The following is a 26,129-nucleotide window of genomic DNA, read 5'->3' on the forward strand; positions in this document are numbered from 1 at the left end:
TCGTCAACTCCCGGTCATCTCGTATCTGGAAAGGCCACGCCGCCAGAGCGAAAGCGCGGCGAGCAGGGAAAGTCCCGTCACGACCGGTAGCCACCTGAGCAGTTCGGTGGAGCCGTGCAGCAGGTAGACGGCCGGTGCGTACGAGGTGAAGGCGAAAGGCAGTACCCAGGTGAGGAGCATCCGCAGGGACGGGTGGTAGAGGTCCAGCGGATAGCCGGCGAACTCGGACACCTGGGTGACCGTCTGCAGGGCGGGCATGCTCGTCACCGTCCAGAACGACAGGGACGCGAAGAAGAGCTTCACGGCGGCGTGGATGAGCGCCCCGGAGAGGATCAGGGGGAGCACGAGCGCCCATTGCAGGGCGGTGGGCTCGAGCCCCAGCTCGGCACCCGACCAGACCACCAGGACCGCGCCGACGGCCAGTTCGCCGAATCCGTCCGGGTGGAAGAAACGTTCCGAAAGGAGCGAGAAGAGCGGGTTCACCGGACGGATCAGGTAGCGGTAGAACTCGCCCCGCTGGATGAGCTTGCGGCTCAGCTCCCACAACTGGTCGGTGAACAGGTGGTCGAGCCCGCGCGGCAGCAGGGAGCAGCCCAGGAGGAAGAGCACCTGGTGGTAGGACCAGCCGGCGATGGCCGGGACGTGGCTGAAGACCACGCCCACCGCCAGGGTCTGGAGCCCGACGCGGACGAGGAAGGCCCCGGAGCCGAGGAGGAAGTCGAGACGGTACGCGGTGAGCCGGTGCAGGCCCACCCCGCCGAGGAAGAACGCCAGCCGCAGATGGCCGCCGAGGGTCCGGTTCATCCGCCCAGCACCTCCAGCCGGCTCGCCGCGCCACGCCACAGGACGGCACACAGCAGGACGAGCCCCACGGTCCAGCCGAGCTGGTGGGCGAGGACGGTGGAAGCGCCGCCGACCCCTTCGTACCGGCCGAGCAGGAGGGTGAGGGGCCCGTCCACCATGGCGCGGAAGGGCAGGGCCATCGCCAGGGCGTGCAGCGGGCCGGGCAGCAGGGCCAGCGGGACCATCTGTCCTGAGAAGAACGCGACGATCCCCTGCTTGACCATGCGGACGCCCCAGGTGTTCGTGGTGACGAACCCGGCCATGCCTGTCAGCAGGTTCACGCAGAACGCGATGACCGCCGAGAACGCCGCGGAGAGCACGAAGAGCGCCGCGTCCGCGGGGGTGGGGGCGGTCAGCGGGACGAGGGCGGCGAAGAGGACGAGCAGCGGGACGCCCACGAGGAGCGCGTTGGCGGCGATCACGGGCAGGCAGGCGGCGAAGCGGACCAGCGGATAGCTCACGGGGCGCACGAGCATCACCGCGATGTCGCCGCGGTAGACCTCCGCCGCCACCTCGTCGTCCACCCGGTTGGTGTGCACCACCGCCAGGACCTGGGCCACCACCAGATAGGTGGTGACGCTCGCCGGCGTGAAGCCGCCGGGCCCGGGGCCCGGGGAGCCGGCGTAGACCGCCCGCCACAGGAAGACGCTGACGGCGGCGCCCGCCGCGGCGGTGACACCCGTGATCAGGAAGGTGGAGCGGTACTGCAGCAGGGACTGCAGCCCGCTCGTGGCGAACGGCACGTAGGCGCCGGCGCGCAGCTGGGCCCTCACACGGCACCGCCGTCCCGCGCGGCGGGGACGCCCCCCCGGTAGGTCTGGCGGAGCACCGTCTCCAGGTCCGGTTCGGGGGCGTAGCAGTCGGCGAGTTCGAAGTTTTCCAGCAGGAAGCCGAGCACGTGCCGGGAGGTGAAGGCCTCCGCCGGGTAGTCGACCCGCATCCGTCCCTCGTTCGTGAGGCACGCCGTGGCACCCGGGAGTCCCGTCTCGATCCGGAGCACGGTGTCCTGCGCACCCGGACCGCCGCGGTGGTCGAAGACGACCGACCGCCGGTCGGCGCGGCGCAGCAGATCGTGGAGCGTTCCCTCGTGCACGACCCTGCCGCCGTCGACGACGAGCGCGTCGTCGCAGATGGCCGAGATGTCGGAGAGGTCGTGACTGGTGAGCAGCACCGTCGTGCCCAGCTCGGCGTTGGCGCGGTTGACGAGGGCGCGGACGGCCTCTTTGAGCACCATGTCCAGGCCGATCGTCGGCTCGTCCCAGAAGACGACCTCCGGGTCGTGCAGCAGACTCGCCGCGATCTCGGCCCGCATCCGCTGCCCCAGGCTCAGCTGACGCACCGGTGTGGTGCCCAGGGCGTCGATGTCGAGGAGCTCCCGGTAGAGCGACAGGTTCCGCTCGTACACCGCGTCCGGTATCCCGTAGATCCTGCGCAGGATCTGGAAGGAGTCCGGCACGGAGAGGTCCCACCACAACTGGCTGCGCTGCCCGAAGACCACGCCGATCGAGCGGGCGTTCTCCCGGCGCTGCCGATAGGGCTCGAGGCCGTTCACCAGGCACCGGCCGGAGCTCGGCGTCATGATGCCGGTGAGCATCTTGATCGTGGTCGACTTGCCGGCCCCGTTGGCGCCGATGTACGCGGTCTTGGAGCCGGCGCGGAGCCGGAAGGAGATGCCGTCGACCGCGCGCACGGTCCGGTACTCCCGGGTGAGGAGCGTGGAGAGGCTCCCGAGCAGACCGGGCCGCCGCTCGGCGATGCGGAAGTCCTTGGTGAGTTGTTCGGCGACGATCACGCGGCCACCACTCGTTCGATGGCCTGCCCGAGGATCCGTACGCCTTCGTCGAGGAGCGTCTCGTCCATCGTGAAGGGGGGCGCGAGCCGGATGATGTGTCCGCCGACCGAGGTCCGGAGCCCGAGGTCGAGTGCGGTGGTGTACACGGCGCGGGCGGTCTCGGGGGCGGGAGCCCGGGTGGCGCGGTCACGGACGAACTCCAGGCCGTGCAGCAGGCCGACGCCCCGGACCTCCCCGAGCACCTCGAAGCGGGCGCGCAGCGAGGCGAGCTGCTCGCCCAGCCGGTCGCCGAGCACCCGGACCCGTTCGATGAGCCGGTCGCGCTCCACGACCTCCAGCGTCGCCCGCGCGGCGGCTATGCCCAGCGGGTTTCCCGCGTACGTGGACGCGTAGGCGCCGGCCGGAGCGGCGGCGGGGGAGTGCAGCAGGTCGTGCCGTCCCGCGAGGACGGCGAAGGGGAAGCCGTTCGCCATCCCCTTCGACATCGTCACGAGGTCCGGTTCCACGCCCACGAGTTCGGATGCCAGGAAGGCCCCCGTGCGGCCGCCACCCGTCGCCACCTCGTCGGCGACCAGGAGGACGCCGTTGTCACGGCAGGCCTCCGAGACGCGCTCCCAGTAGCCGGGAGGCGGCACGATGACGCCCGCGGCGCCGAGCACCGGCTCGAAGACCAGGGCGGAGACGTTCGGCTTGGAGGAGATGTGCCGGTTGACGAGGGTGGCGCACCGGACGTCGCAGGAGGGGTACTCCAGTTCCAACGGGCAGCGGTAGCAGTACGGGGCGTAGCCGAGGACGCTGTTTCCCGCGAAGGACTGATGGCCGACGTCCCAGTGCACCAGCATGCGTGCGCCCATGGTCTTGCCGTGGAAGCCGTGCCGCAGGGCGCCGATGCGGTTGCGGCCCGGCTCCGCCGTGGACTGGACCACCCGGAGCGCGGCCTCCACCACTTCCGCGCCGGTGGAGAACAGGGCGTACGTGTCGAGGTGTTCGGGCAGAAGGCGTGCCAACAGCTCGAAGAACAGGGCCCGTTCCGGCGTGGAGCTGTCGTGTACGTTCCACAGCCGCTCGGCCTGGCGGGTCAGTGCCGCGACGACCTCCGGATGACTGTGCCCCAGCGACTGGGTGAGCGTGCCGGCGGCGAAGTCCAGGTACTGGTCGCCGTCGAGATCGGTGAGGACTGCCCCCCGTCCCTCGGTGAAGACGCGCCTGGCGAGCACGGCCTCCTCGGACGCGCCAGGAGCCAGATGCCGTGCCTCTCTGACCAGCAGTTCTCGCTGGTTACCTGCCACCGGTGCCCCCATGGGTCGGACGAACTGAATGGCTCTGGAAGCCAGTTGATCGTTCTGCTGTGCGAGTGAAGCATCCTCGGGTGACATCTAGCAAGATATTTCAGAAACTTTCAGACGCGCCTTGCAGTCCATGGCTCAGCTCTGCTTGAGTCGCCATGCGACCGCCGACTAGAGCCTCGAGAGCGAGGAGAGACCGTGCCCAGACACCACCAGGCCGCAACCCACCGAAGGCAGCCGATGTGAAAGCCCTGGTCCTGGCCGGTGGAACCGGCAGTCGACTGCGCCCCTTCACCCACTCCGGGACCAAACAGCTCCTGCCGATCGCCAACAAGCCGGTGCTCTTCTACGGCTTGGAGTCCATCGCGGCGGCCGGCATCACTGAAGTGGGCCTCGTCGTGGGCGACTACGCCGACGACATCCGACGGGCCGTCGGCGCCGGGGGCTGCGCCTTCGGACTCGACATCACCTACATTTCACAGAGCCGCCCGCTGGGCCTCGCCCACGCGGTGTCCCTCGCCCGCGATTTCCTCGGCGACGACGACTTCCTCGTCTACCTGGGCGACAACTACCTCGAGGACGGCGTACGGGACTTCGTCGCCCACGCGACGCTGCACCCCGCCGCGGCCCGGCTGCTCGTGACCTCCGTTCCCGACCCCAGCGCCTTCGGCGTGGCGGAGGTCGAGACGACCGGCCGCGTGACGCGGGTGGAGGAGAAGCCCGCCTGCCCGCGCAGCGACCTCGCACTCATCGGCGTCTACGCGTTCAGCCCCGCGCTGCACGAGGCGGTGCGGGCGATCCGCCCGTCGGCCAGGGGCGAACTCGAAATCACCCACGCGATCCAGTGGTTGATCGCCGACGGCCAGGACGTCCGCGCCGAAACGACCTCCTCCGTGTGGCGCGACACCGGCAGCGTGGACGACATGCTGGAGGTGAACCGCCACGTCCTGGACGGCCTGAGGGGGCGTCTCGACGGAAAGGTCGACCCCGACAGCGTCGTCGTGGGCCGCGTCGTACTCGGTGAGGGGGCCGTGGTCAGGGGATCGCGGATCATCGGCCCCGTCGTCATCGGCCCCGGCAGCGTCATCAGCAACGCCTTCATCGGCCCCTACACGTCGATCGGCGCTGCCTGCCGCGTCCACGACAGCTCGATCGAGACCTCGGTCCTCCTCGACCGGGCCGCCGTCGAATGCGCCGGTCGCATCGAACGCTCCTTCATCGGCCGTGACGCCGTCGTGTCGGCCCCCCGTTTCCCCTACGCCCATCGCCTCGTACTCGGCGACCACAGCAAGGTGCAACTCCACCCATGACCCGACGCATACTCGTCACCGGCGGCGCCGGATTCATCGGCTCCGCCCACGTCCTGCGCCTCCTCGGCCCCACGGGGCCGCCGCACGTCTCCGTGACCGTCCTCGACAACCTGACCTACGCGGCGGGCCCCGCCCGTCCGCACCCGCTGCGCGACGACCGGCGCCTCCGGTTCGTGCGCGGCAGCGTCACCGACGCGGAACTCGTCGACTCCCTCGTGCCCGGACACGACGAGATCGTGCACTTCGCGGCCGAGTCCCACGTCGACCGGTCGATCGAGAACGGTTCGCTCTTCGTCAGCACCAACGTCCTGGGGACGCAGACCCTCCTGGACGCGGCCGTCCGCCACGGCGTCCGGACCTACGTCCAGATCTCCACCGACGAGGTGTACGGCTCGATCGCGGCGGGCGCGGCCTCGGAGGACGCCCCGCTCCGGCCCAGTTCGCCCTACTCGGCCTCCAAGGCCGCCGCCGACCTGATGGCACTCGCCTACCACGCGACCCACGGGCTGGACGTCCGCGTCACCCGCTGCTCCAACAACTTCGGGCCGCGTCAGCACCCCGAGAAGCTGATCCCGCGGTTCGTGACCGCTCTTCTGGCGGGCGAGGACGTGCCCCTGTACGGTGACGGATCCCAGATCCGGGACTGGCTCTACGTGGAGGACCACGTCACCGCCGTCGAACTGGTCAGGACCGGCGGACGCCCCGGCCGGATCTACAACATCGGGGGCGGGACCTCCCTGACCAACCTGCAGCTGACCCGCCGCCTCCTCGCGCTCTGCGGCGCCGGGCCCGGCCGGATCGCCAGGGTGGCTGACCGCAAGGGCCACGACCAGCGGTACGCGGTGGACGACAGCCGCATCCGGCGGGAACTGGGGTACGAGCCCCGCGCGGACTTCGCCACGGCCCTTGCCGACACGGTCCGCTGGTACGCGGACCGGCACCCGCCGAGGTCCGACGACCGCCCTGCCGCCGGGGCGCTCTTCTCCTGAGCCCGGCGCGGCAACCCGGCGCACCGTCTCCGCGATACCGCATCCCGGGCCGCGGCCGGCCCCGGCCGCTCCCTTCCATACCCGCCCACCCACGCTCCCGAGGAGCAGTACACCCGTGACCGGACCCCTCCGGCGCTCCGCCATGACCCTGGCGACCGCCGTTCTGGCGACGGCCCTCACCGGCACACCGTCGACCGCGACCACTACGCCGGCTCCGTCGCCGGCCGCACCGCCCCCGTCGGACCGGGCGCTCGCCGCGCAGCCCGCGCGGCACGACCTCACCCGCGAGCAGTTCTACCTGGCGCTGCCCGACCGGTTCGCCAACGGCGACACCTCCAACGACAGGGGCGGACTCACCGGCACCCGCATGGAGACCGGCTTCGACCCCACCGACAAGAAGTTCTTCCAGGGCGGAGACCTCAAGGGGCTCACCGAGCGGCTCGACTACATCAAGGGCCTCGGCACCACCGCCCTCTGGATGGCCCCCGTCTTCACCAACATCCCTGTCCAGAACAGGGGAGATGCGAAGGACGCGTCGGCCGGCTACCACGGCTACTGGATCACCGACTTCACCCGGGTCGACCCGCACTTCGGGACCAACGAGGACCTGAAGAGGCTGATCGCCGCCGCCCACGCCAAGGGCATGAAGGTCTTCTTCGACGTCATCACCAACCACACCGCCGACACCGTCGACTACGCGGAGAAGGAGTACGGGTACCGCCCCAAGGGCGCGTTCCCCTACCTCGACGACACCGGCCGCCCCTTCGACGACACCGCCGAGGCTCCCCGGGTCGACGCCGACTCCTTCCCGTACACCCCCGCCGCCACGACCCGGACCAAGGTGCCGGCCTGGCTCAACGACCCCACCATGTACCACAACCGGGGCGACTCGACCTTCGTCGGCGAGAGCGGCCTCTACGGCGACTTCTTCGGCCACGACGACCTGTGGACCGAGCGTCCCGAGGTCGTCGAGGGCATGAAGAGGATCTACGAGAAGTGGGTCGAGGACTTCGCCATCGACGGCTTCCGCGTCGACACGGCCAAGAACGTCAACATGGAGTTCTGGACCCAGTGGGCCACCGCCCTCGACGCGTACGCCGAGAAGCGGGGACGTGAGGACTTCTTCATGTTCGCCGAGGCATTCTCGGCCGACGCGACGATCACCGCCCCGTACGTCACCCAGGGCCGGCTCGACTCGACGCTGGACTTCCCGCTCCAGTCCGCCCTGCGCAACTACGTCTCGCGCGGCGGACCCGCCGGAGACCTTGCGCACGTCCTCGCCCAGGACCACCGCTACACCACCGACAAGGCCAACGCCTACGAGCAGGTCACCTTCCTCGGCAGCCACGACATGGGCCGGATCGGAACCTTCCTCGCCCAGGACAACCCCGGCGCCACCGACGCCGAACTGCTCCGCCGTGACCGGCTCGCCCATGAACTGCTTCTCCTGAGCCGGGGCAACCCGGTCGTCTACGCCGGTGACGAGCAGGGCTTCACCGGTGCCGGCGGCGACGCCGACGCCCGCCAGTCCCTCTTCGCCTCGCAGGTCCCCGACTACCTCGACGACGACCTCATCGGCACCGACCGCACCCACGCGACCGACGCGTTCGACCCGGGCCACCCCCTCTACCGGATGATCGCCCGGCTCTCCGGCCTCACCAAACGCCACCCCGCGCTGCGCGACGGCGTCCAGATCGAGCGCCACGTCGCCGAGGGCCAGGGCGTGTACGCCTTCTCCCGCGTCGACCCCCGCAACCGCATCGAGTACCTCGTCGCCGTCAACAACGCCGAGGAACCCCGGACCGCCGAAGTCCCCACGGGGGCGGCCCACCAGGACCTCCTTCCCCTGTACGGAACCCGCCGGCCTCTGCGCAGCGGACCCGCCGGCGCCGTGACCGTCACCGTGCCCGCCCTGTCGGCCGTCGTCCTCAAGGCACGCACCCCGCTGCCCCACCGCGCCGGCGCACCCTCCCTCACCCTCTCCGTCCCCCCGGCCGGAGCGCGCGGCACCGTGGAGATCGGCGCGACCCTCTCCGGAGACCCCCTCACCCGGGTGGTCTTCGCCGCCCAGGCCGGCAACCGCCCCTGGCAGGTTCTCGGCTCCGCCGACCACGCTCCGTACAAGGTCACCCAGAACCTGCCCGCCGACACCCCGGCGGGCACCCCGCTGCGCTACAAGGCCGTCGCCGTGGACGGTTCGGGCCGCACCGCCGCCGCCCTCGGCACCACCACGACCGGCGAGAACCCGCCTCCGGCCAAGCCGAAGGCGGAACGCCGGTACGTCGTCGTGCACTACCGGCGCCAGGACGGCGATCACGACGGCCTGCGGCTGCGCACCGGTTCCGTCACCGCCGAGTTCGCCGGCCGCGACTCGTACGGCGCCTTCGCCTGGGTGGCCCCGCCCGAGGGAGCGACGAGCCTTTCCTTCACCGTGGAGAAGGACGGCGTCCCCGACGGCCCGGAACGCGTCCTCGATGTCACGGCCGCCGGCGAGGTCTGGACCCGCCAGGGCTCCACCCTGCTCGACGCCACCCGCCCCGCTGCCGCCCAGCTCCCCCAGGACCCGGCCAAGGCCTTGATCCACTATCACCGGCCCGACGGCGACTACGACGGGTGGGGACTGCACGCCTGGACCGGCGCCGCCCACCCGCCCGAATGGAACGACCCGATCCGGCCTGTACGCCGCGACGCCTTCGGTCTCGTGTTCGAGGTGCCCCTCAGCGAGAGAGCCCGCTCCCTGAGCTACATCCTCCACAAGAAGGAGGAGAAGGACGTCCCCACCGACGAGGCACTCGACTTCCGCCTCCACGGCCGCGAGGTCTGGCGCCTGGCCGGAGACCCCGTCCCCCTGTCGCCCTCCCTCGGCGGGGCCTTTCCGCTCGACCTGAGCCGCAGGGACGCCGTCTGGCTCGACGACACCACCGTCGTCTGGCGGGGCGCCGGAACCGGGGTCGCCAGTCAGCAACTCGTCTACGCCCCCGGAGGGATCGTGCTCACCGCCGGGGCCCTCTCCGACGAGGGCCGGTGGCTGCGTCTCACCCCCGCCACCCTCTCCGCCGACCAGCGAGCACGCCATCCCGGATACGAGGACTGGTCGGCCTTCTCCCTTGATCCCCGCGATCTCGACCGAGCCGCCGAGGCGCGACGAGGACAGCTGATCGCCACCCAGCGGGCCGCCGACGGCGCTCTCCTGGGCGCGACCGGCGTCCAGCTTCCCACCCACTGAACCGCCCATCTGGAAGGGACCCAGACGTGCACGAGCCAGCCACCCCCAAAAGGGCCGCACACCGCGGAGCACGCCTCGCCATCGCCACCGCGGTCACGATGGTGGCCACAGCCGTCGCCGCCCACACTCCGGCGGCCGCCGACCACCGGCCCCCGCCGCCACCGTCGGACCGGGCGCTCGCGGCGGAGCCGGCCCGGCACGACCTCACCCGCGAGCAGTTCTACTTCGTCCTGCCCGACCGGTTCGCCAACGGCGACACCTCCAACGATCGGGGAGGTCTCACCGGTAGCCGTACGCAGACCGGCTTCGACCCCACCGACAAAGGCTTCTACCAGGGGGGTGACCTCAAGGGCCTGACCCAGCGGCTCGACTACATCAAGGGCCTCGGCACCACCGCCATCTGGATGGCACCGATCTTCAAGAACAAACCCGTCCAGGGCATCGGCAAGGACGCCTCGGCCGGCTACCACGGCTACTGGATCACCGACTTCACCCGGGTCGACCCGCACTTCGGGACCAACGAGGACCTGAAGAGGCTGATCGCCGCCGCCCACGCCAAGGGCATGAAGGTCTTCTTCGACGTCATCACCAACCACACCGCCGACGTCATCCGCTCCGGCGAGAACCGGTACGCCTACCGGAGCAAGGGCGCCTACCCCTACCTGGACAGCACTGGTCGTCCCTTCGACGACACGACCACCCCCGCCTCGGTGGACGTCGACAGCCTCCCGTACACACCCGTCATCCCTCCGGCGGAGCAGAACGCCAAGAAGCCCGCCTGGCTCAACGACCCCACGATGTACCACCAGCGGGGCGACTCGACCTTCGTCGGTGAGAGCGGCCTCTACGGCGACCACACCGGCCTCGACGACCTGTGGACCGAACGCCCCGAGGTCGTGCGCGGGCTCGCCGAGATCTACCAGCGCTGGGTCAAGGACTTCGGCATCGACGGCTTCCGCGTCGACACCGTGAAGAACGTCGACATGGAGTTCTGGACCCAGTGGGCCACCGCCCTGGACGCCTACGCCGCCCGGCACGGACGGAAGGACTTCCTCATCTTCGGAGAGGTCCTGTCCTCCGATCCCGCTGTGACAGCTCCCTACGTCACTCGGGGCCGTCTCGATTCCACCCTCGACTTCCCCCTCCAGGAGGCCGTCCGCGACGTCGTGTCGAGCGGCCGCCCGGCCTCTTCCCTCGCGGCAGTCTTCGCCCAGGACTACCGGTACACCACCGACAAGGCCAACGCCTACGAGCAGGTCACCTTCCTCGGCAACCACGACATGGGCCGCCTCGGCGGCTTCCTGCGCCAGGACAACCCCGACGCCGACGACCGGGAACTCCTCGACCGGGCCCGCCTCGCCAACGAGATCCTCTTCCTCTCCCGCGGCAACCCGGTCGTCTACGCCGGTGACGAGCAGGGCTTCACCGGCGACGGCGGCGACAAGGACGCCCGCCAGCCGCTCTTCGCCTCGCAGGTCCCCGACTACCTCGACGACGACCTCATCGGCACCGACCGCACCCATGCCGCCGACGCCTACGACACCACCCACCCGCTCTACCGGTCCATCGCCGGCCTCTCCCGCCTCACGAAGCAGCATCCCGCCCTGCGGGACGGCGTCCAGATCGAGCGGTACGCCGACTCCGAGGGCGCCGGGGTCCACGCGGCCTCCAGGATCGACCCCGCGCGGCGGACCGAGTACCTGGTCGCGGTCAACAACGCCACCGCACCACGGACCGTCACCTTCCGTACCGGCACTTCCCGTACCTACTTCACCCCGCTCTACGGGCACACCCGGGCGGTCCGTAGCGACAGGGACCGGGAGGTCACCCTCACCGTCCCCGCACTGTCCTCGGTCGTCCTCAAGGCCGGCCGCCCCCTGGACACCCCGCGCACCGCACCGGCCGTGGCCCTCACGGCCCCGCGCGCCGGAGCGACCGGCACCGTGGAACTCTCCGCCGACGTCCGGGGCGGGGAGCTGAGCCGGGTGGTCTTCGCCGCCCAGGTCGGCAACCGCCCCTGGCAGGTTCTCGGCTCCGCCGACCACGCTCCGTACAAGGTCACCCAGAACCTGCCCGGCGATACCCCGGAGGGCACCCCGCTGCGCTACAAGGCAGTCGTCGTCGACGACCACGGACGCGTCGCGAGCAGCCGGGCCGCCTCCACCGCCGGGGAACCCGCCGCGCCCGCGCGCCCCAGCGCCTTCGAACGCGACTACGCCGTCGTCCACTACCGCCGCCCCGACGGCGACTACACCGGCTGGAAGCTGGCGTCCGGCGGCACCACCGCGGCGTTCAACGGCCGGGACGCCTTCGGAGCGTTCGCGTGGGTCAAGGTCACGCCCGCCACCGGCAGCGTCTCCTACACGGTCGAGAAGGACGGTACGCAGGACGGCTCCCCGCGCACCGTGGAGCTGCGGCGCACCGGAGAGGTCTGGATCGAAGCGGGCACCGACGGCCAGTCCGAGACAGTCCCGGCGGGGGTCTATCCGCCGCAGGACGAACGGAAGGCCGTCATCCACTACTACCGTCCGGACGGCGACTACACGGGCTGGGGACTGCACACCTGGACCGGTGCCGCAGCCCCCACCGACTGGTCCCGGCCGCTGACCCCGGTCAGCGTCGACGCCTTCGGCGCGGTCTTCGAGGTGCCGCTGGCCGAAGGAGCCACCTCGCTCAGCTACATCGTCCACCGGGGTGACGAGAAGGACGTCCCCGGCGACCGCTCCCTGGAGTTCGGCTCCCACGGCAAGGAGGTCTGGCTCGTCGGCGGCGACACCGGCTACCTCCTGCCCGGCATCCGCACCGTGCCGGACCTGGACCTCTCCCGTTCCAAAGCGACCTGGCTGGACGACACCACCCTCGTGTGGGACGTCAAGGCCACCGACTCCACCAGCCAGCAGATCGTCTACGGTCCCTCGGGGAGCATCGCTGTCGAAGACGGCGCCCTGACCGACGAGGGCCGCTGGCTGCGGCTCCTGCCCACCGTCCTCACCGAGGAACAGCGGGCGGCCCGGCCCGGCCTGGCCGGCCGTCAGGCCTTCACCGTCGACCCGCGTGACCGGGACCGGATCGATGAGGCGCTGCGCGGACAGCTCGTCGCCACTCAGCGGAACACCGCGGGCGCCCTCCTCACCGCCACGGCGGTGAGCGGCCCGGACCCGCGCTGAGACGACCCGGAACGCGCGGTGCCCCCGGGGGAAAGCCCGGGGGCACCGCGCGTCCGCGTGCCCGTCCGGACTCGGCCCGGCGAGGGCGCGTACGGGGCTCTCCGGCGCGGCGTGGTACCGGCCATGGCCCGTAAGGAGACGGTCACCCGGTTGCCCGGGGTGAAACGCAAGAGGCCGGACGCCCCGTCCAAGGCGGGACGCCCGGCGAAGGGCCCGGCGCCCGAGTGGCGCCGGGCGACGAGGAAGGAGCCGGTGCCGACGGATCAGGGGAGCGGCGCGCCCCGCGCCGCCGTCCACAGCGCGTACCACTCCTCGTGACCGAGACCGGGCGGCCGCCCCACCGCGTCGCGGCAGGCGCGGATGCGCTCCGGGCGGGTGGTCCCGACCACCGGCACGATCCCGGCCGGGTGACGCTGGAGCCACCACAGGACCACGGTCTCCGGGGTGGTGCTCCTGGCCTCGGCGAGCCGGGCCACGAGCGCGGCCGCCGGTCCGGCCTGCGGATCCGAGAAGCGCCCGCCGGCGAGTGCGCCCCAGGCCTGGAGCTCGATGCCCCGCTCGCCGCAGTACTCCACCGTGCCCGCCGGGAACCCGACCCCGGCGCCCGCCGGGGTGTTCACGAGCACCCCCTCCTCCACCCAGTCCCTGCGGTGGAGGCTCATCTCCAACTGGTCGACGGTCAGTGGCACGTCGAGGAAGGACTGGAGCCGCGCGATCTGGGCGGCGTTCATGTTGGACACACCGAAACGGCGCACCAGCCCCTGGCGGTGCAGGGAAGTGAGCGCCTTCGCGAGTTCCTCCGGGTCGGCCAGCGGGTCGGGCCGGTGCAGCAGCAGGACGTCGACCGCGTCGGTCCGAAGACGCGCGAGGCTCTCCTCCACCCGGCGCAGCACGCTCGGACCGCGCAGGTCGTACAGTCCCGGCCGGCCCTCCTCCGGGAGCCGGATGCCGACCTTGGTCTGAAGGGTGATCCGGTTGCGGAGACCCGGAGCCCGGGACAGCACTTCGCCGAAGACCGCCTCCGACTTGCCGAACCGGTAGATGTCGGCGTGGTCGAAGGCGGTGATGCCGGCGTCGAGCGCCGCCTCGACCGCGGCCTCGGCACGTGCGACGTCGCCGGCCCCGTAGGGGCTGGTGTCCCATGCGCCGCCGAGCCCCATGCAGCCGTACACCACACGTCCGCCACGGGGGGCGGGACTCTCCGTCATGCTCATCGGTCCTCCGGGGCCGGTGCCGTGGTTCATGAGCCGGGCGCGGCAGCCATGGCGGCCGCCAGCATCTCGGCGACGGCCAGGACGGGCAACTGCGTGTTGGCGGCGGGAACCGTCGGCAGTACGGACGCGTCCGCCACCCGCAGGTTCGCCACACCGCGCACCCGGCCCTCACCGTCCACCACCGCGGTCGGATCGGAGGCGGGCCCCATCGCGCACGTCCCCACCGGATGCCAGTACGTGCCCAGACGCGCCCGCAGCTCCGCCTCGGGCAGCTCGTGCGCGGGCGGACCCTCCGGCAGCGCGGCGAGTCCCCTCAGGGCCGCGGACCCGGCGAACCGGCGTGCGGTCGCGAGCCCCGACCGGAGCACGGCCATGTCGCGCCCCTCCGGGTCCGACAGGAACGCCGGATCGATCGCGGGAGACTCGTCCGGGCCGGCGGACCGAAGCCGCACCCTGCCCCGGGAGACGGGCTTCACCAGGAAGGCAGACACCCCCGCCTCGTACCGGCCCGGAGGCAGGGACCCGAAGAGCGGCGGCCCGGCGGAGGGAAGGATGTGCAGGTCCCAGCCGTTCTCGGGGGCGTGCTCGCTCGCCGCGCGGACGAGCACACGGTTGACGTACAGCTCACCGGCATGCTCCTTCTCCGCGAGGGCCGCGTCCAGCTCCGGAGTCGGCACGAGCGGCAGGAACACGCCGGGCTGGTCGATCAGGTTCTCCCCGACTCCGGGCAGGTCGACCGCCGGGTCGATTCCGGTGTCCCGCAGCTGGTCGGCCGGTCCGACGCCGCTGCGCAGCAGCAGCGCCGGAGAACCGAAGGCGCCGGAGGCCACCACGTACAGTCCCGCGCGGAGCGTGCGCGGCACGCCGTCGGCGCGCACGACTACTCCCTCCACCCGGCCGCCGTGCAGGACCAGCCGGTCGGCGACGGAGTCTCCGAGCACCGTGAGGTTCGGACGCCGGCGGGTGTCCGCGTCGAGATACGCCAGTGCGGCGTTCCAGCGTCGGCCGTCCACGGAGTTGATCAGAGGCAGCCCGTGACCGGGCGGCCCGGGCAGGCCCATGTCGACCTCGCGGTGCCCGAGTTCCCGTGCCGCTTCGAGGGCGGCCCGGCTCCACGGGGACAGTTCGCGGTCGGGCACCGTGCGCAGGCCCATCCGGCGCACGGCCGCGGCGCGGTACGGCTCCATCGCCGCCGAGCTCCAGCGGGGACCGCCCGCACGTTCCCACTCGTCGTGATCGGCCGCCGAACCCCAGGTGTTCCAGCAGCCGTTGACGCACGACGAGCCGCCGATCACGCGGCCTCGGAACCGGTGGACGGGTACGTTCCGCTCCCACACGTCCTCGCGGGGGAGCGCGCGGGCGTCGAGCGTCCTGGCCGGCCAGCCGCCCGGGTCCGGACCGTAGTCGGGCCCCGCTTCGACAAGGCACACGGAGCGCCCTCGGTCCTCACTGAGCCGGGAGGCCAGGACACAGCCGGCCACGCCTCCGCCCAGGACGACGACGTCGTAGGAGTCGGCGGTCACCGGGCGTCCCCCTCGGCGGACCGGGAGCCGGAGAGGGCGGCGACCTCGTGGATCAGGGCGGCGCGGTCGATGGCGTCGCTTCCGGTGGCCGGAACGGTACAGGCGTAGGCCCCGGCGACGGCGCCGTGAAGGGCGCACCGCCGCAGGTCCTCGCCCGCGAGGCGGGCGAAGAGGAAGCCGGAGGCGTAGGCGTCGCCCGCGCCGTTGGAGTCCACGACCGGTGCGCGCGGGGTGACGGCGGGGACGTGGACGAGGCCGTCGCCGGCGGTAAGCAGGTAGGAGCCCTCGGCCCCCGCGGTGGCGACGACGGCCTCGGCCCGGCCCCGCTCCAGGATCCGGCGCATGGTCCGTTCCGGATCGCGCAGGGCGGTGGTGGAGACGAAGACGAGGTCGGCGGCGTGGGCGAAGGCCTCGTGGTACGGGTTCTCGCCGTCCCAGTTGTGCAGGTCGGTGGAGACGGTGAGCCCGGCCTCGCGCAGGAGGGGCAGGGCGAAGGCACAGGGGTAGGTGATGGAGACGTGTGCGTGGCGGCTGACCGCGGCCAGCTTCCGGATCAGATCCTCGGGGAGGCGGTCGGACTCCTGCGAGCGGCTGTCGTCGTAGAGCGACAGCCTGCGGCCGTCCGGGCTGACGAGGTTGACGGCCCGCTTCGTTCCGCCGGGCAGCGGGACCTCGGTGAAGTCGATGCCCCGGTCCCGGTGGAACGCGCGGATGAGGTCCCCGGACGGGTCGTCGCCGATCATGTCGACGTGGTGGGTGCGCAGTCCCAGCGTGCTGAGACCGAGCGCCACGAAGTCCCCCGTCTGGCCCGCCCGGGTCTCGATGCCCGGGCGGATCATGTAGCTGTCGGCGTAGGGAAGGGGGAGTTCCGGGACGTAGACGATGGTGTCGACGCCCGACCCTCCCAGGACGAGGACGTCATAGTCGCTGTTCATGGCTGTTCCTCTCGTGTGCGGGCTCTCGGCCACCGCGGACCGCAGATGAGTCGGACCGCCGGCGGTCTGGGCGGCAAGGTGGTGCGATCGGCTGACAGGAAGCTGTTGCGATGGGGCGCCGGGAGTGGCCCCGGCACAGTTCGGGGCGAACCCGGGTGCGGCTGCGGGTGCGGGGTGGTCATGCCTCGACGGGGCTGGAAGAGATTGCTGCAACTTTCAGTAAGATCTTGAGAAAGCTAGGGGTGAACCCGCGGGCGAGTCAAGGGTTCTGACAGGCCGTCGTGCCGGGGCGCCGTCGCCTTCCCGCCGCGTTCAGCCGCCCCGTTCACGCGAGTCCGCAGGCGGTGGCGGACTCCGGCGCGCCTCGGTCTGCCGCCGCCTGGAAGACCCGCCGGATCAAGCCGCCGACGCGAGGTCTTCCCTTCTCAGTTGCGCGGGTTCCATGGCCGGAACCACGGGTCGGGCCACCTCTCGGCCGCGGCGAGCAGCGGGTAGAGAGTCGCGCCGTCGAGGCTCTCGCGGATGACGTCGGCGTGCCCGCCGTGTCGCGCCGTCTCCTCGATCAGGTGCAGCAGGACCCAGCGCACCGACCATTCCTCCACCTCGGCGGGAAACCAGGGAAGCCCCCGGGGTACGGGAACCGCCTGGCTCAGGTCCGGAATGCCTGCGATCACCGCGTCCGTCCGCGAGGCCGCCTCCGCGTGCGCGGCCAGTGCGTCGGCGAGGGTTTCGTCCTGAGCGAGCTCGAATTCGTCGGCGTCCGACTCGTCCGCCGACCGTCGCGGTCCGCTCTGCTGCTGAAGTATGAGATCGGTCCAGAAGGTCTCGCACCGTGCGGCGTGCTTGATCAGTCCGCCTATGCTCAACTCGCTTGCGGAAGCGGCCATGCGGGCCTGGTCATCGGTCAGGCCGTGGGCGGTGACGCGCAGCGTGCGCCGCTGGTGGGCGAGATAGGCGGTGAGCGCCGTGCGCTCATCGGTGACGGGCGGGGCGAATCCTGGCATGGCTGGATCCTCTCGGCGTTGCAAACTATTGCAGCAAGTTTCGGCAGGAACTTTACTGCCCCCGTGGTCCGCGGACACCGAGTTGGCCCATCCGCCCCGACCTCGCGTGCCTGGCGGTCAGTGCCGGGCGCCGGCGTCAGGCGCGTCCGCCCCGCCGGCCTGCGCGCCCGCGCCAGTCGTCCCGAGCCGGCGAACGGCGCGGGCAAGCGCTGAGGGGCGTGAGGCGGCGTGGCCCGGCCGGCGTCCGCGTGAGGCGGCGTCACCATGAAGGGCAGAGCATCAGGCGAACCGCTCTTGTGGAGGGGCATCGTCTGCCCCGCCGGCACACTCTGACTGTTCTCGACCGCTGCCACGATCCGATTGCTCGGAAGCTGGGCGGACTTGGGGTGGGGAGCGCAAGGATTCTTGCTGCATGGAGGTGGGGTCATCCGCTGTAGGGAGAGGGGACGGACTCGGCCGACAGGCCGGTGCGTTTTCCGCGGAGGATGGCGGCTCAGGCCGGTTCCGAAGGCAGCTGCGGATATGAGCGCCTTTCTGGCCGGAGTCTGTATCAACGTGAGTCCTCCGCGTGCGGGGGCCGGCGGCCGGCAGGTCGGGAAATGGTGTCCGGGGAAGTAGGGGTAAAGGGTGCCACCGTGTCACCGGTCTGTTTTCGAAAGGATTTCGCGAGCGGGACTTCGCCGGCGGTTGATTCGGCTGTAATGGCGAACTCCCCCTTACCTGTTCCGCAGCGCCGGAATTCCCTGCGCCGGCGCTCGAAGGGACGGCCGAATGGCAGGTCCTCCATGGCGAACTCCTCGCCGCGCCCGCTGACGCAGAGACCGAAACCTCGCGAACGGACCTGCCGGTGACCGCTGGGCCGAGCCGGGTGGCGACTGCGGGCAGTGCCCCGGATCATGGACCTAAGGGCTGTCCCGCCAGGAATTGCGGGACAGCCCTTAGGGGACGGGTCGTGGTGGGAAACGCCCCCGACATCCAGCGCTGAAGGCCCGCCCCCGCACGCTGCCCGACGCCGATGGCGCAGTGTCATCCGCGCTTCCGCCCGCCCCACTCGTACGGTTGTCCAGTCGCACTGGCTTCGCCCGGAGAGGGGTGGCATGAGTCCGCACCGCCGTGTGACGGGGCTGCTGCTGCCCCATGTCACGGAATCAGAGACTTTCCCGTCGTTGCCGTCCTGGGTGCGGTGGACACCGCCGGTGCTGACAGGAGTCGCCCTCGCCGCCGACCTGCCCACCCCGGGCGAGTGGAGCGGAGATGTGCTGCTGGCCCTCAGCGCGATGACGGCCGCATGCGTCTACCCGCCGGCCCTGGTGGTGCTCATGGCGGTCCTGAACAGCGCTGCCGGTCTGCTGCTCCTGCTGGCCACGCATCTGGGGGCCGACGGCGGCCACGCGGTGATCGACTACTGCGCCCTGCTCGTCCTGGCCTGGGCGTCGATCCCGCTGTGCTGGCTGCGCCTGTCCCTGTACCGGCGGCTCCACGGCGCACAGCAGGCCGCCGAGTACGCACAGCGCGCCGTGCTGCCGCCGGTGCGGTCGTGGCTGGACCATACCTGGATCGCGGTGCGCTACGAGGCGGCCTCACGCGCCGCGGCCGTGGGCGGCGACCTCTACGCCGCCGAGGCCACCCCGTACGGAGTACGCCTGCTCATCGGTGACGTGCGCGGCAAGGGGCCCGACGCGATCCCGGCGGTGGCGGCCCTGGTCGGCAGCTTCCGTGAGGCGGCGCACCACACGGAGACGCTGCCGCTGCTGGCCCGGCATCTCGACGAGGCGGTCGCCCGGTATATCCGCGACCTGGCCTCCGTGCGCGGCGGGGCGGGCTCACCGGACGAGCAGTTCATTACCGCGGCCGTCGCCGAGATCCCGGCGGGCGGCGGTGAGGTACGCCTGCTGAGCCGGGGGCACTGCCCCGCCTACCTGGCGACCGGGGAGGGCGTGCGGCCTTGGGAGCCGGCCGACGCGGGACTGCCGCTCGGCCTCGGCGATCTGGACCCGGGGCCCTGGGAGTACGAGACGCGGTCCTTCGTCCCCGGCGACCTGCTGCTCCTGTGCACGGACGGTCTCCTGGAGTCCCGTGACGCGCACGGTGCCTTCTTCTCTCCGGAGGACGGGCTGAGGGCGAGCTGGCGGCAGGGCCCGCCGACCGTGGTGGAGACGCTGGCCGCCCTCGTGCACCGGCATGCCGGCGGGAGCCTCGCCGACGACTTGGCGCTGATCGCCGCGACCGTGCATCCGACGGGTCCCCTCCCGCCGACGAGCACGGTCGTGGGCGGGGGAGCGGTGTAGGCGGTACGGGCGGCGGGGACGCATGCCTCCGAGTCCCTCCGCCGGTGCAGGACCGCGGCGATGATCCAGATGCGATCCGCAGGATCCGGCCCAAGGATCGGAGTGCGGGCGGATACGGGGCGCGTCCTTGTTCCCGGCGCGCCGGAGCCCTGATGTCGAGAGAGAGGTGCGCATGCCACGGCCTTTGTGGACGGGGGCCATCAGCTTCGGGCTGGTCACGATCCCCATCAAGATCATCAGCGCGACGGAAGATCACTCGATCCACTTTCGGCAGGTGCATCTGGAGGACATGGGCAGGGTCCGTACGCGCAAAATCTGCTCGATCGACGGCGAGGCCGTGTCGCAGGACGAGATCGGCAAGGGCTACGAGGTCTCCAAGGACGAGGTCGTCACCGTCACCGACCAGGAGCTCGACGCGATGCCCCTGCCGACGGCGAAGGCGATCGAGATCGTCGCCTTCGTCGACGCGGACACCATCGACCCGGTCAGGATCGGCGACAGCTATTACCTCGGAGTCGACGGCGACGTGGCCAAGAAGCCGTACACCCTGCTCCGCAAGGCACTGGAACGCTCCGACAAGGTCGCCATCGCCAAATTCGCGTGGCACGGCCGGGAACGGCTGGGCGTGCTCCGGGTCCGCGAGAACGCCATCGTGCTGCATGCGATGCACTGGCCCGACGAGATCCGCAGCCCGGAGTCCCTCGCACCGAAGGACGTCGACCTGGACGACGACGAGATCGACCGGGCCGTCCAGCTCACCGACACCATGGTCACCGACGACATCTCCCAGTTCCGGGACCACTACCGCGACGCTCTGGAAGAGCTCATCGAGGCCAAGGCGGAGGACAAGGTCCTCCCCGAACCGGCTGAAGACGGGCAGCAGGAGTCCGGGAAGGTCATGGACCTGATGGCTGCCCTGAACGCTTCGGTCCAGGCGGCGAAGGAAGGCCGCGGCGAACACGGCGGGGATGCCACGGTGCACGAGATGCAGCCCGGCAAAAAGGCGGCGAAGAAGACCACGGCGAAGAAGACGGCGAAGAAGGCGCCCGCGAAGAAGAGCCCCGCCAGGAAGACCGCGGCGAAGAAGCGCAGCGCCTCCTGAAGAGAGTGACGGCTTCTCAGCCGGTGACGGCCGCGAGCACGAGGGCGACGGCAAGGGTGACCGCCAGCACGCAGACCGCCACGGTGAGAAGGCGCGTGCGCCGCTCGCTGCCGGCGCGGGTGGACAGGGCGCTGGGCAGCGTCGCGGACGCTCCGTCCGCCACCAGTCTCGTCATGGTGCTGGTCATCGCGTCGGACCCCGCGTCGAGGCCGGGCACTTGTCGAGCGAGAGCAGAGCGTGCGTGGTGCAGCCGGCTTTCGGCGACCGGGGTGCTCGCTTCCGTCTCGGCGGCTGCCTGAGCGATGCTGAGCCCGAGTCCGTCGCAGAGCAGGGTGATGCGGCGGTGCGACGCGGGCAACGCGAGCAGGGCTCCGAGGAGCGGATCGTCCGGAGCGGAATCGGAGCGCCTGGCCGCGGGCCGCAACTGGTGCCAGGGCGACAGCGCGTACTCGTACGCCTGAGCGCGCACCCATCCGACGGGGTCGGAGTCGCAAGCGACCTCCGGCCAGTGGTCCCAGGCGCGGTGGAAGGCGTACTCGACGGCTTCGAAAGCGAATCCGCGGTCTCCGGTGAGCAGCCGAATCTGATGAACGAGCCCGGGCGCGGCGTGCATGTACAGACCGTCGAAGGCGTCCTCGGGAGTGGCGGCCGACCGGAACGGGGGCCGGGCCGGGTCTCGCTCCGGACTTTCCGTCGAACTGCGGGCTCCGTCCGGCTTGCCTTCTCGCTCTGCTGAGGGCGGGACCGGGAGGGCGGGGCGATCCGCCGTGTCGTGACTCATGGTTGTGCGGGGACACTCCAGACAGGGGCCGCAGGCGAGGCAGACGTACGCATGCGTGCATCGAGGTGATTGCAGGAAGCTTTTTCCTCACACGATACAGACACGTCCGCTCTTGCCGACGCTCCCGCTTCGGCGACTGCTGCGATCGTATGAGGCCACCGCCGAGCCACCCGATTGCCTGCACGAATGTCGGAATCGTCTTCGAGTGGCGACGATGGCCGTCCAGGCCATCGAGAAGAAATGGGCGGCACATGGTTCAGGGGTTTTCCAGGGAGCCGGGGACCCATGGTCCGCTGACGGAAGTCGCGCCCGAGGGGATCCGCAGGATCACCCGCTGGGCCGCCGCCATCGCACTGGGCGGATTCCTGTTCGGTTTCGACACGGGTGTCGTGTCCGGCGCATTGCTGTACCTGAAGAAGGACTTCGGTCTCAACTCCTTCCAGCAGGGAAGTGTCGTCAGTGTTCTGCTCATCGGGGCGGTGGTCGGCGCCGCATCGGCGGGCCGGCTCTCCGACAGGCTCGGCCGGCGCAGGGCTCTGGGTCTGATCGGGCTGGTGTTCATCGTCGGAACGGTGATCGCGGCCGCAGCGCCCGGATACGCGGTGCTCATGGCGGGCCGTATCGTCCTGGGTCTCTCCGTCGGCGCCGCGTCCGCGACGGTGCCGGTGTACCTCTCGGAGATCTCACCGACGAAGATCCGCGGCCGTCTGCTCACCATGAACCAGCTGATGATCACGGTGGGCATCCTCGTCGCCTATCTCGTCAATCTCCTCTTCGCGAGCAGTGAAGCGTGGCGTGCGATGTTCGCCGTCGGTGTCATTCCGGCCGTGCTCATGGTCGCGGCGACGCTGTGGTTCCTGCCCGAGTCCCCGCAGTGGCTCGTCACCCACGGGCAGGAGGACGTGGCGCGCCGGTCCATCGCCGAGCTGACCGACGAGGCGACGGCGAACGAGCTGATCCGGCGGGCCCGGCAGCGCATCGCCGCCGCCCGCGAGACGCAGATGCGGAACGAAGAGGCGGGCGTCCAGGGCCCCAAGCCCTTGCTGGCGCGAGCCGTCCGGCCCGCGCTCGTCGTCGGGCTCACGCTCGCGGCGGTGCAGCAGTTCGCCGGGATCAACACGATCATCTACTATGCGCCGACCATCATTCAGCAGACCGGTCTCAACGCGTCGAACTCCATCTTCTACTCCGTGTTCATCGGAGTGATCAACCTGGTCATGACGCTCGTGGCGATCCGGCTGGTCGACCGGGTGGGACGGCGGCCCCTGGTCCTCGTCTCACTCGGTCTCATGGCGGTCTCGATCTTCATGCTCGGGCTGGCCTTCGTCGTGGGGATGAACTCGACGCTGACCCTGCTCTTCATGGTGATCTACATCGCCGCCTTCGCGGGCGGCCTCGGCCCGGTGTTCTGGACGCTGATCGGGGAACTCTTCCCCCCATCGGTCCGGGCCGAAGGGTCGAGTGTGTCCACCGCCGTCAACTGGGTGTCCAACTTCGTCGTCAGCCTCGCCTTCCTGCCGCTGGCAGGAGTCATCGGCCAGGGCGAGACCTTCTGGATCTTCGCTGCGATCTGTGTGCTCGCGTTCTGGTTCGTCAGCCGCTACCTGCCCGAGACCCAGGGCCGGGACCCGCAGCAGATCCAGGAGGGCCTGCAGGCCCGCTTCGGGCACTCGCCCGAGCGGCGACCGACGAAGACGGCTTAGAAGGACACGGGAACCGGCCGTCGGCGACCTGCCGGCGGCGCTTCTCCGAGAAAGGACGTTGCGATGAGTGACACCGCGCTCGGCGCTCCCGAGATGGAACGCTCCGATGCCCTGGTCCTCTTCGGGATCACCGGGGACCTCGCCAAGAAGATGCTGCTCCCGGCGCTGTACCGACTCACCGAATCCGGCCGGCTGACGGTGCCGGTCATCGGGGTGGCCGCCTCGGACTGGGACGACGAGGACCTGCGCAAGCACGCGCGCGAGGCCGTGGCCGCCACGGGAACGGACATCGACGAGACGGTCTTCTCCCGGTTCGCGGACGGGCTGTCCATCGTCACCGGAGACTTCACCGACGACTCCACCTTCGCCCGGCTGCGCGACGCCGTGGCCGGGTTCGGATTCGTGACGCACTACCTGGCGATCCCGCCGGCCCTGTTCACCAAGGTCGCCGCGTCGTTGGCCGCGGCCGGACTGAACCGCAACGCCCGGCTGGTGGTGGAGAAGCCCTTCGGACACGACCGCGCCTCCGCAAGGAAGCTCCAGGACGAGCTGAGCAGTCACTTCGACGACGACCACCTGCTGCGCGTCGACCACTTCCTGGGCAACCGCGCGGTCGAGAGTCTGATGGTCTCCCGGTTCGCCAACACCCTGCTGGCACCGATCTGGCACCGCACCTACGTGGACAACGTCCAGATCACTCTCGCCGAGGACTTCGACGTCGCCGACCGGGGCTCCTTCTACGACGGGGTGGGCTGTCTGCGCGACGTGGTCCAGAACCACATGCTCCAGGTGCTGGCGTTCCTGACGATGGATCCGCCGAGCGCGGGCAACGCCCAGGCGCAGGGTCTGGAGAAGTGGCGGGTGCTGCACGCGACCCGCACGATGGACCCCGCCGACACGGTCCGCGGACAGTACGAAGGCTACCGGGACGTCGAAGGAGTCGATCCGGACTCCACCACCGAGACGTACTTCGCGACCCGCATGTTCGTCGACAACTGGCGCTGGTCGGGCGTGCCCTTCTACCTCCGCAGCGGGAAGTCCCTGGCCGTCACCGCCACCGAGGTCGTCGTCGAGCTGCGCAGGCCGCCGCTGGACCTCTTCGGCGGCGACCGCACCCAAGTGCCGCCCAACCTCATCCGCTTCCGTATCGACGGCGACACGGGGATCAGGGCGGACCTGGTCGTGAGCGAGCCCGCGCAGGGCACGGGGCCGAGGACCGTCCCCATGGGGGTCGACTTCGCCGAGGTCATGGGACGGCAGGAACTCCCGTACGAGAACATCCTCCATGGGGCCGTCGAAGGCGACGCCGCGTGCTTCGCGTTCTTCCCCGCGATCCTGGAGTGCTGGCGCATCGTGGACCCGGTACTCGACCCCTCCGAACCGCCCGTCCCCTACACGCCGGGAACCTGGGGCCCGGAAGCCGCCGCCCAGCTCCCGGGGCTGAGGAACTGGCACGAGATGGGCCCCCGTCTGTTCGACGGCGACTAGTACGAGGGATGAACTCCGCGCGTCACGGCGAACCGAAGAGGATGATGCACGCTGTCGGGCGGCGGGTCAGGGAGAACCTGTGGCCCGTGCTCCAGCAGGCCGCGGCGGCCGCGCTCTCCTGGTGGATCGCCCGGCAGGTCTTCGACCACCACGTCCCGCTCTTCGCTCCGATCGCCACCCTCGTCGCGCTCAACACTCCCGTCGGCGGACGCGGCACCAACGCGGTGCGGGTCGTGTCGGGGGTGATCGCGGGTGTCGTCGTCGGGGCGCTCGCCTACCGCTTCCTGGGCCACGGCGCGCCGTCCGTCGGCGTGGCCGTCCTGTGCGCGCTCCTGGTCGCCCTCCTGATCGACGGCCAGCGCATCACCATGGCCCAGGCCGCGGTGGGTGCCGTGATCTCCGTGGCCGCCGGGCAGCAAGCGGGTGTCGTGCGGGTGGAGGACGCGCTGCTGGGAGCCGGTGTGGCGCTCGTGTTCAGCCAGCTCCTCTTCCCCCCGCACCCGCTCGCCCTGCTGAGGCGAGCCGAGACCGCCACGCTGCAGGGGCTGAGCAGGGCACTGGAACTGTCGGCGCGGGCCCTGGAGGCGTCGGCCGACGAGCGGACCGCTCAGCCGTGGGAGGAGCTGCGGCCCGTGTACGCCGTGCTGAACGACCTCGGCGGAACGCGGGAGGACGCCATCGCCGTGGCCCGGCGCACCCCCCATTGGCGGGGTCGCCAGGGCCCCATCCACCAGGAGATCGCCTCCACGCGCCGGCTGGACCTGCTCGGCAACAGCTGCCTCACACTCATCCGCGGCGCCTCGGCGCTCGATACGGCACACCGACAGGGCTTCGCCCACACCGTGAGGGACCTGGCCGGAGTCCTGGGAAGCCTGGCAGCCGCACCCGGAAGCCGGGCCGTACGCCGCCACGCGGCCGGCTGGGCCCTCGGTATCGTCCGGGGCAGCCCGGAGGCCGGTCCGGCCCTCCCGGTCGCGGTGTGGGAAAGCGTACGACTGGTCGTCGGGGACGTCGTGGTCTTCGCGGGCGCCGACGCGGACCGGGCCCAGCAGGCGGTGCGCGAGGGGGCCACTGAGGTACGCCTCGGAGCCCCCCCGGACCTCCGGTGGCCGTCGCCCCGGCCGCGCCGCCGGGGCCGGCACGGGCCCCCGGCCCCCTGAGGTGCGGTCGACCGGGTCGCGGTCATGCCCTTCGGGGGCGGTTCGAGTGACGCCACAGAGGAAGAATCGTTTCTACGGTTATGAGAGTCCTGAGTACCCCTGATGCTCCCACGGCAGTCGGCCTCGGTTCCGCTTCTCTGGCCGCGGAAAGCCACTCGCCCGGGAGGCACGGAAGCGCTCCCGGGCGTGGGCTGAGAGATCTTCTGCCTGCGGCGCGGGGCCATGCGGTCAGGCGGGAGAGGGAGAGCGCGCCCCTGTACGCGGAGTTGGCGAAGACCTGGGCCGCGCGCGGGCACACCCTTCCGGGCGTGCCGGATC

At 71.0% G+C, this 26,129-nt stretch carries 16 protein-coding genes and 2 pseudogenes; 9 read left to right on the forward strand and 9 right to left on the reverse strand.

The annotated features are described in order from the left end of the window. Nucleotides 1–3: 3 nt before the first annotated feature. From E6R60_RS07915 to E6R60_RS07930, 4 genes are read right to left on the reverse strand one after another with little or no spacing between them, the layout of a single operon-like run. The gene (locus E6R60_RS07915) at nucleotides 4–804 is read right to left on the reverse strand and encodes an ABC-2 family transporter protein (RefSeq protein WP_136325716.1); all 801 of its coding nucleotides are present in this window, start codon (nucleotides 802–804) and stop codon (nucleotides 4–6) included. Then, nucleotides 801–1,616 carry an ABC-2 family transporter protein gene (locus tag E6R60_RS07920; protein ID WP_136325717.1) on the reverse strand — a complete coding sequence of 272 codons (816 nt, stop codon included), beginning with the start codon at nucleotides 1,614–1,616 and terminating at the stop codon, nucleotides 801–803. The genes E6R60_RS07915 and E6R60_RS07920 overlap by 4 nt, the downstream gene beginning before the upstream one ends. Then, complete coding sequence (locus tag E6R60_RS07925; RefSeq protein WP_136325718.1) at nucleotides 1,613–2,635, reverse strand: ATP-binding cassette domain-containing protein; 1,023 nt, start codon at nucleotides 2,633–2,635, stop codon at nucleotides 1,613–1,615. Before E6R60_RS07925 ends, E6R60_RS07920 begins: the two co-directional genes overlap by 4 nt. Next, nucleotides 2,632–3,924 carry an aspartate aminotransferase family protein gene (locus E6R60_RS07930; RefSeq protein ID WP_240802446.1) on the reverse strand — a complete coding sequence of 431 codons (1,293 nt, stop codon included), beginning with the start codon at nucleotides 3,922–3,924 and terminating at the stop codon, nucleotides 2,632–2,634. Before E6R60_RS07930 ends, E6R60_RS07925 begins: the two co-directional genes overlap by 4 nt. A gap of 239 nt (nucleotides 3,925–4,163) precedes the next feature. Here E6R60_RS07930 and E6R60_RS07935 point away from each other — a divergent pair, with 239 nt between their 5' ends. The 4 genes and pseudogenes from E6R60_RS07935 to E6R60_RS07950 all read left to right on the forward strand — a co-directional run. Beyond that, nucleotides 4,164–5,231, forward strand: a complete 1,068-nt coding sequence (locus E6R60_RS07935) for a glucose-1-phosphate thymidylyltransferase (protein ID WP_136325720.1) — start codon at nucleotides 4,164–4,166, stop codon at nucleotides 5,229–5,231. After that, nucleotides 5,228–6,220, forward strand: coding sequence for a dTDP-glucose 4,6-dehydratase (gene rfbB, locus E6R60_RS07940; RefSeq protein WP_136325721.1), 993 nt, complete (start codon nucleotides 5,228–5,230; stop codon nucleotides 6,218–6,220). Before E6R60_RS07935 ends, rfbB begins: the two co-directional genes overlap by 4 nt. A gap of 142 nt (nucleotides 6,221–6,362) precedes the next feature. Then, a pseudogene (locus tag E6R60_RS07945) lies at nucleotides 6,363–9,431 on the forward strand (alpha-amylase family glycosyl hydrolase); the annotation flags it as partial. Nucleotides 9,432–9,544: 113 nt separating this feature from the next. After that, nucleotides 9,545–12,592, forward strand: a pseudogene (locus E6R60_RS07950) (alpha-amylase family glycosyl hydrolase); the annotation flags it as partial. Nucleotides 12,593–12,876: 284 nt separating this feature from the next. Here the strand turns inward: E6R60_RS07950 and E6R60_RS07955 are convergent. The 4 genes from E6R60_RS07955 to E6R60_RS07970 form a co-directional block, all read right to left on the reverse strand. After that, the gene (locus E6R60_RS07955; protein WP_240802447.1) at nucleotides 12,877–13,821 is read right to left on the reverse strand and encodes an aldo/keto reductase; all 945 of its coding nucleotides are present in this window, start codon (nucleotides 13,819–13,821) and stop codon (nucleotides 12,877–12,879) included. 32 nt (nucleotides 13,822–13,853) lie between these two features. Further along, nucleotides 13,854–15,350: a GMC oxidoreductase gene (locus E6R60_RS07960; protein ID WP_168713560.1), complete on the reverse strand. Its 1,497-nt coding sequence runs from the start codon at nucleotides 15,348–15,350 to the stop codon at nucleotides 13,854–13,856. Continuing rightward, nucleotides 15,347–16,285 (reverse strand): adenosine kinase, encoded by a 939-nt coding sequence (locus E6R60_RS07965; protein WP_136325723.1) that lies wholly within the window; start codon nucleotides 16,283–16,285, stop codon nucleotides 15,347–15,349. The genes E6R60_RS07960 and E6R60_RS07965 overlap by 4 nt, the downstream gene beginning before the upstream one ends. A gap of 425 nt (nucleotides 16,286–16,710) precedes the next feature. Continuing rightward, entirely contained in the window at nucleotides 16,711–17,289 is a 579-nt protein-coding gene (locus E6R60_RS07970) for a DinB family protein (RefSeq protein WP_136325724.1), read from the reverse strand. A 1,097-nt stretch (nucleotides 17,290–18,386) separates the two neighbouring features. On the opposite strand from E6R60_RS07970, the gene E6R60_RS07975 reads away from it, so the two are divergent. Together E6R60_RS07975 and E6R60_RS07980 are read left to right on the forward strand one after the other, a co-directional pair. Then, nucleotides 18,387–19,577, forward strand: coding sequence for a PP2C family protein-serine/threonine phosphatase (locus E6R60_RS07975; RefSeq protein ID WP_136325725.1), 1,191 nt, complete (start codon nucleotides 18,387–18,389; stop codon nucleotides 19,575–19,577). 172 nt (nucleotides 19,578–19,749) lie between these two features. Continuing rightward, the gene (locus tag E6R60_RS07980) at nucleotides 19,750–20,679 is read left to right on the forward strand and encodes a Ku protein (protein ID WP_136325726.1); all 930 of its coding nucleotides are present in this window, start codon (nucleotides 19,750–19,752) and stop codon (nucleotides 20,677–20,679) included. 16 nt (nucleotides 20,680–20,695) lie between these two features. On the opposite strand, the gene E6R60_RS07985 is transcribed toward E6R60_RS07980, so the two are convergent. After that, nucleotides 20,696–21,292 carry a hypothetical protein gene (locus E6R60_RS07985; RefSeq protein ID WP_136325727.1) on the reverse strand — a complete coding sequence of 199 codons (597 nt, stop codon included), beginning with the start codon at nucleotides 21,290–21,292 and terminating at the stop codon, nucleotides 20,696–20,698. Between the two features lie 419 nt (nucleotides 21,293–21,711). On the opposite strand from E6R60_RS07985, the gene E6R60_RS07990 reads away from it, so the two are divergent. The 3 genes from E6R60_RS07990 to E6R60_RS08000 all read left to right on the forward strand — a co-directional run bounded on the left by E6R60_RS07990 (nucleotide 21,712) and on the right by E6R60_RS08000 (nucleotide 25,811). Next, nucleotides 21,712–23,163, forward strand: a complete 1,452-nt coding sequence (locus E6R60_RS07990; RefSeq protein WP_136325728.1) for a sugar porter family MFS transporter — start codon at nucleotides 21,712–21,714, stop codon at nucleotides 23,161–23,163. 63 nt (nucleotides 23,164–23,226) lie between these two features. Continuing rightward, nucleotides 23,227–24,651, forward strand: coding sequence for a glucose-6-phosphate dehydrogenase (gene zwf, locus E6R60_RS07995; protein WP_136325729.1), 1,425 nt, complete (start codon nucleotides 23,227–23,229; stop codon nucleotides 24,649–24,651). A 41-nt stretch (nucleotides 24,652–24,692) separates the two neighbouring features. Continuing rightward, on the forward strand, nucleotides 24,693–25,811 hold the full coding sequence (locus tag E6R60_RS08000) for an FUSC family protein (protein WP_240802448.1): 1,119 nt from the start codon (nucleotides 24,693–24,695) through the stop codon (nucleotides 25,809–25,811). Nucleotides 25,812–26,129: the final 318 nt, after the last annotated feature.

The sequence above is a fragment of the Streptomyces sp. A0642 genome (genome assembly GCF_004795105.1).
Classification (GTDB): domain Bacteria; phylum Actinomycetota; class Actinomycetes; order Streptomycetales; family Streptomycetaceae; genus Streptomyces.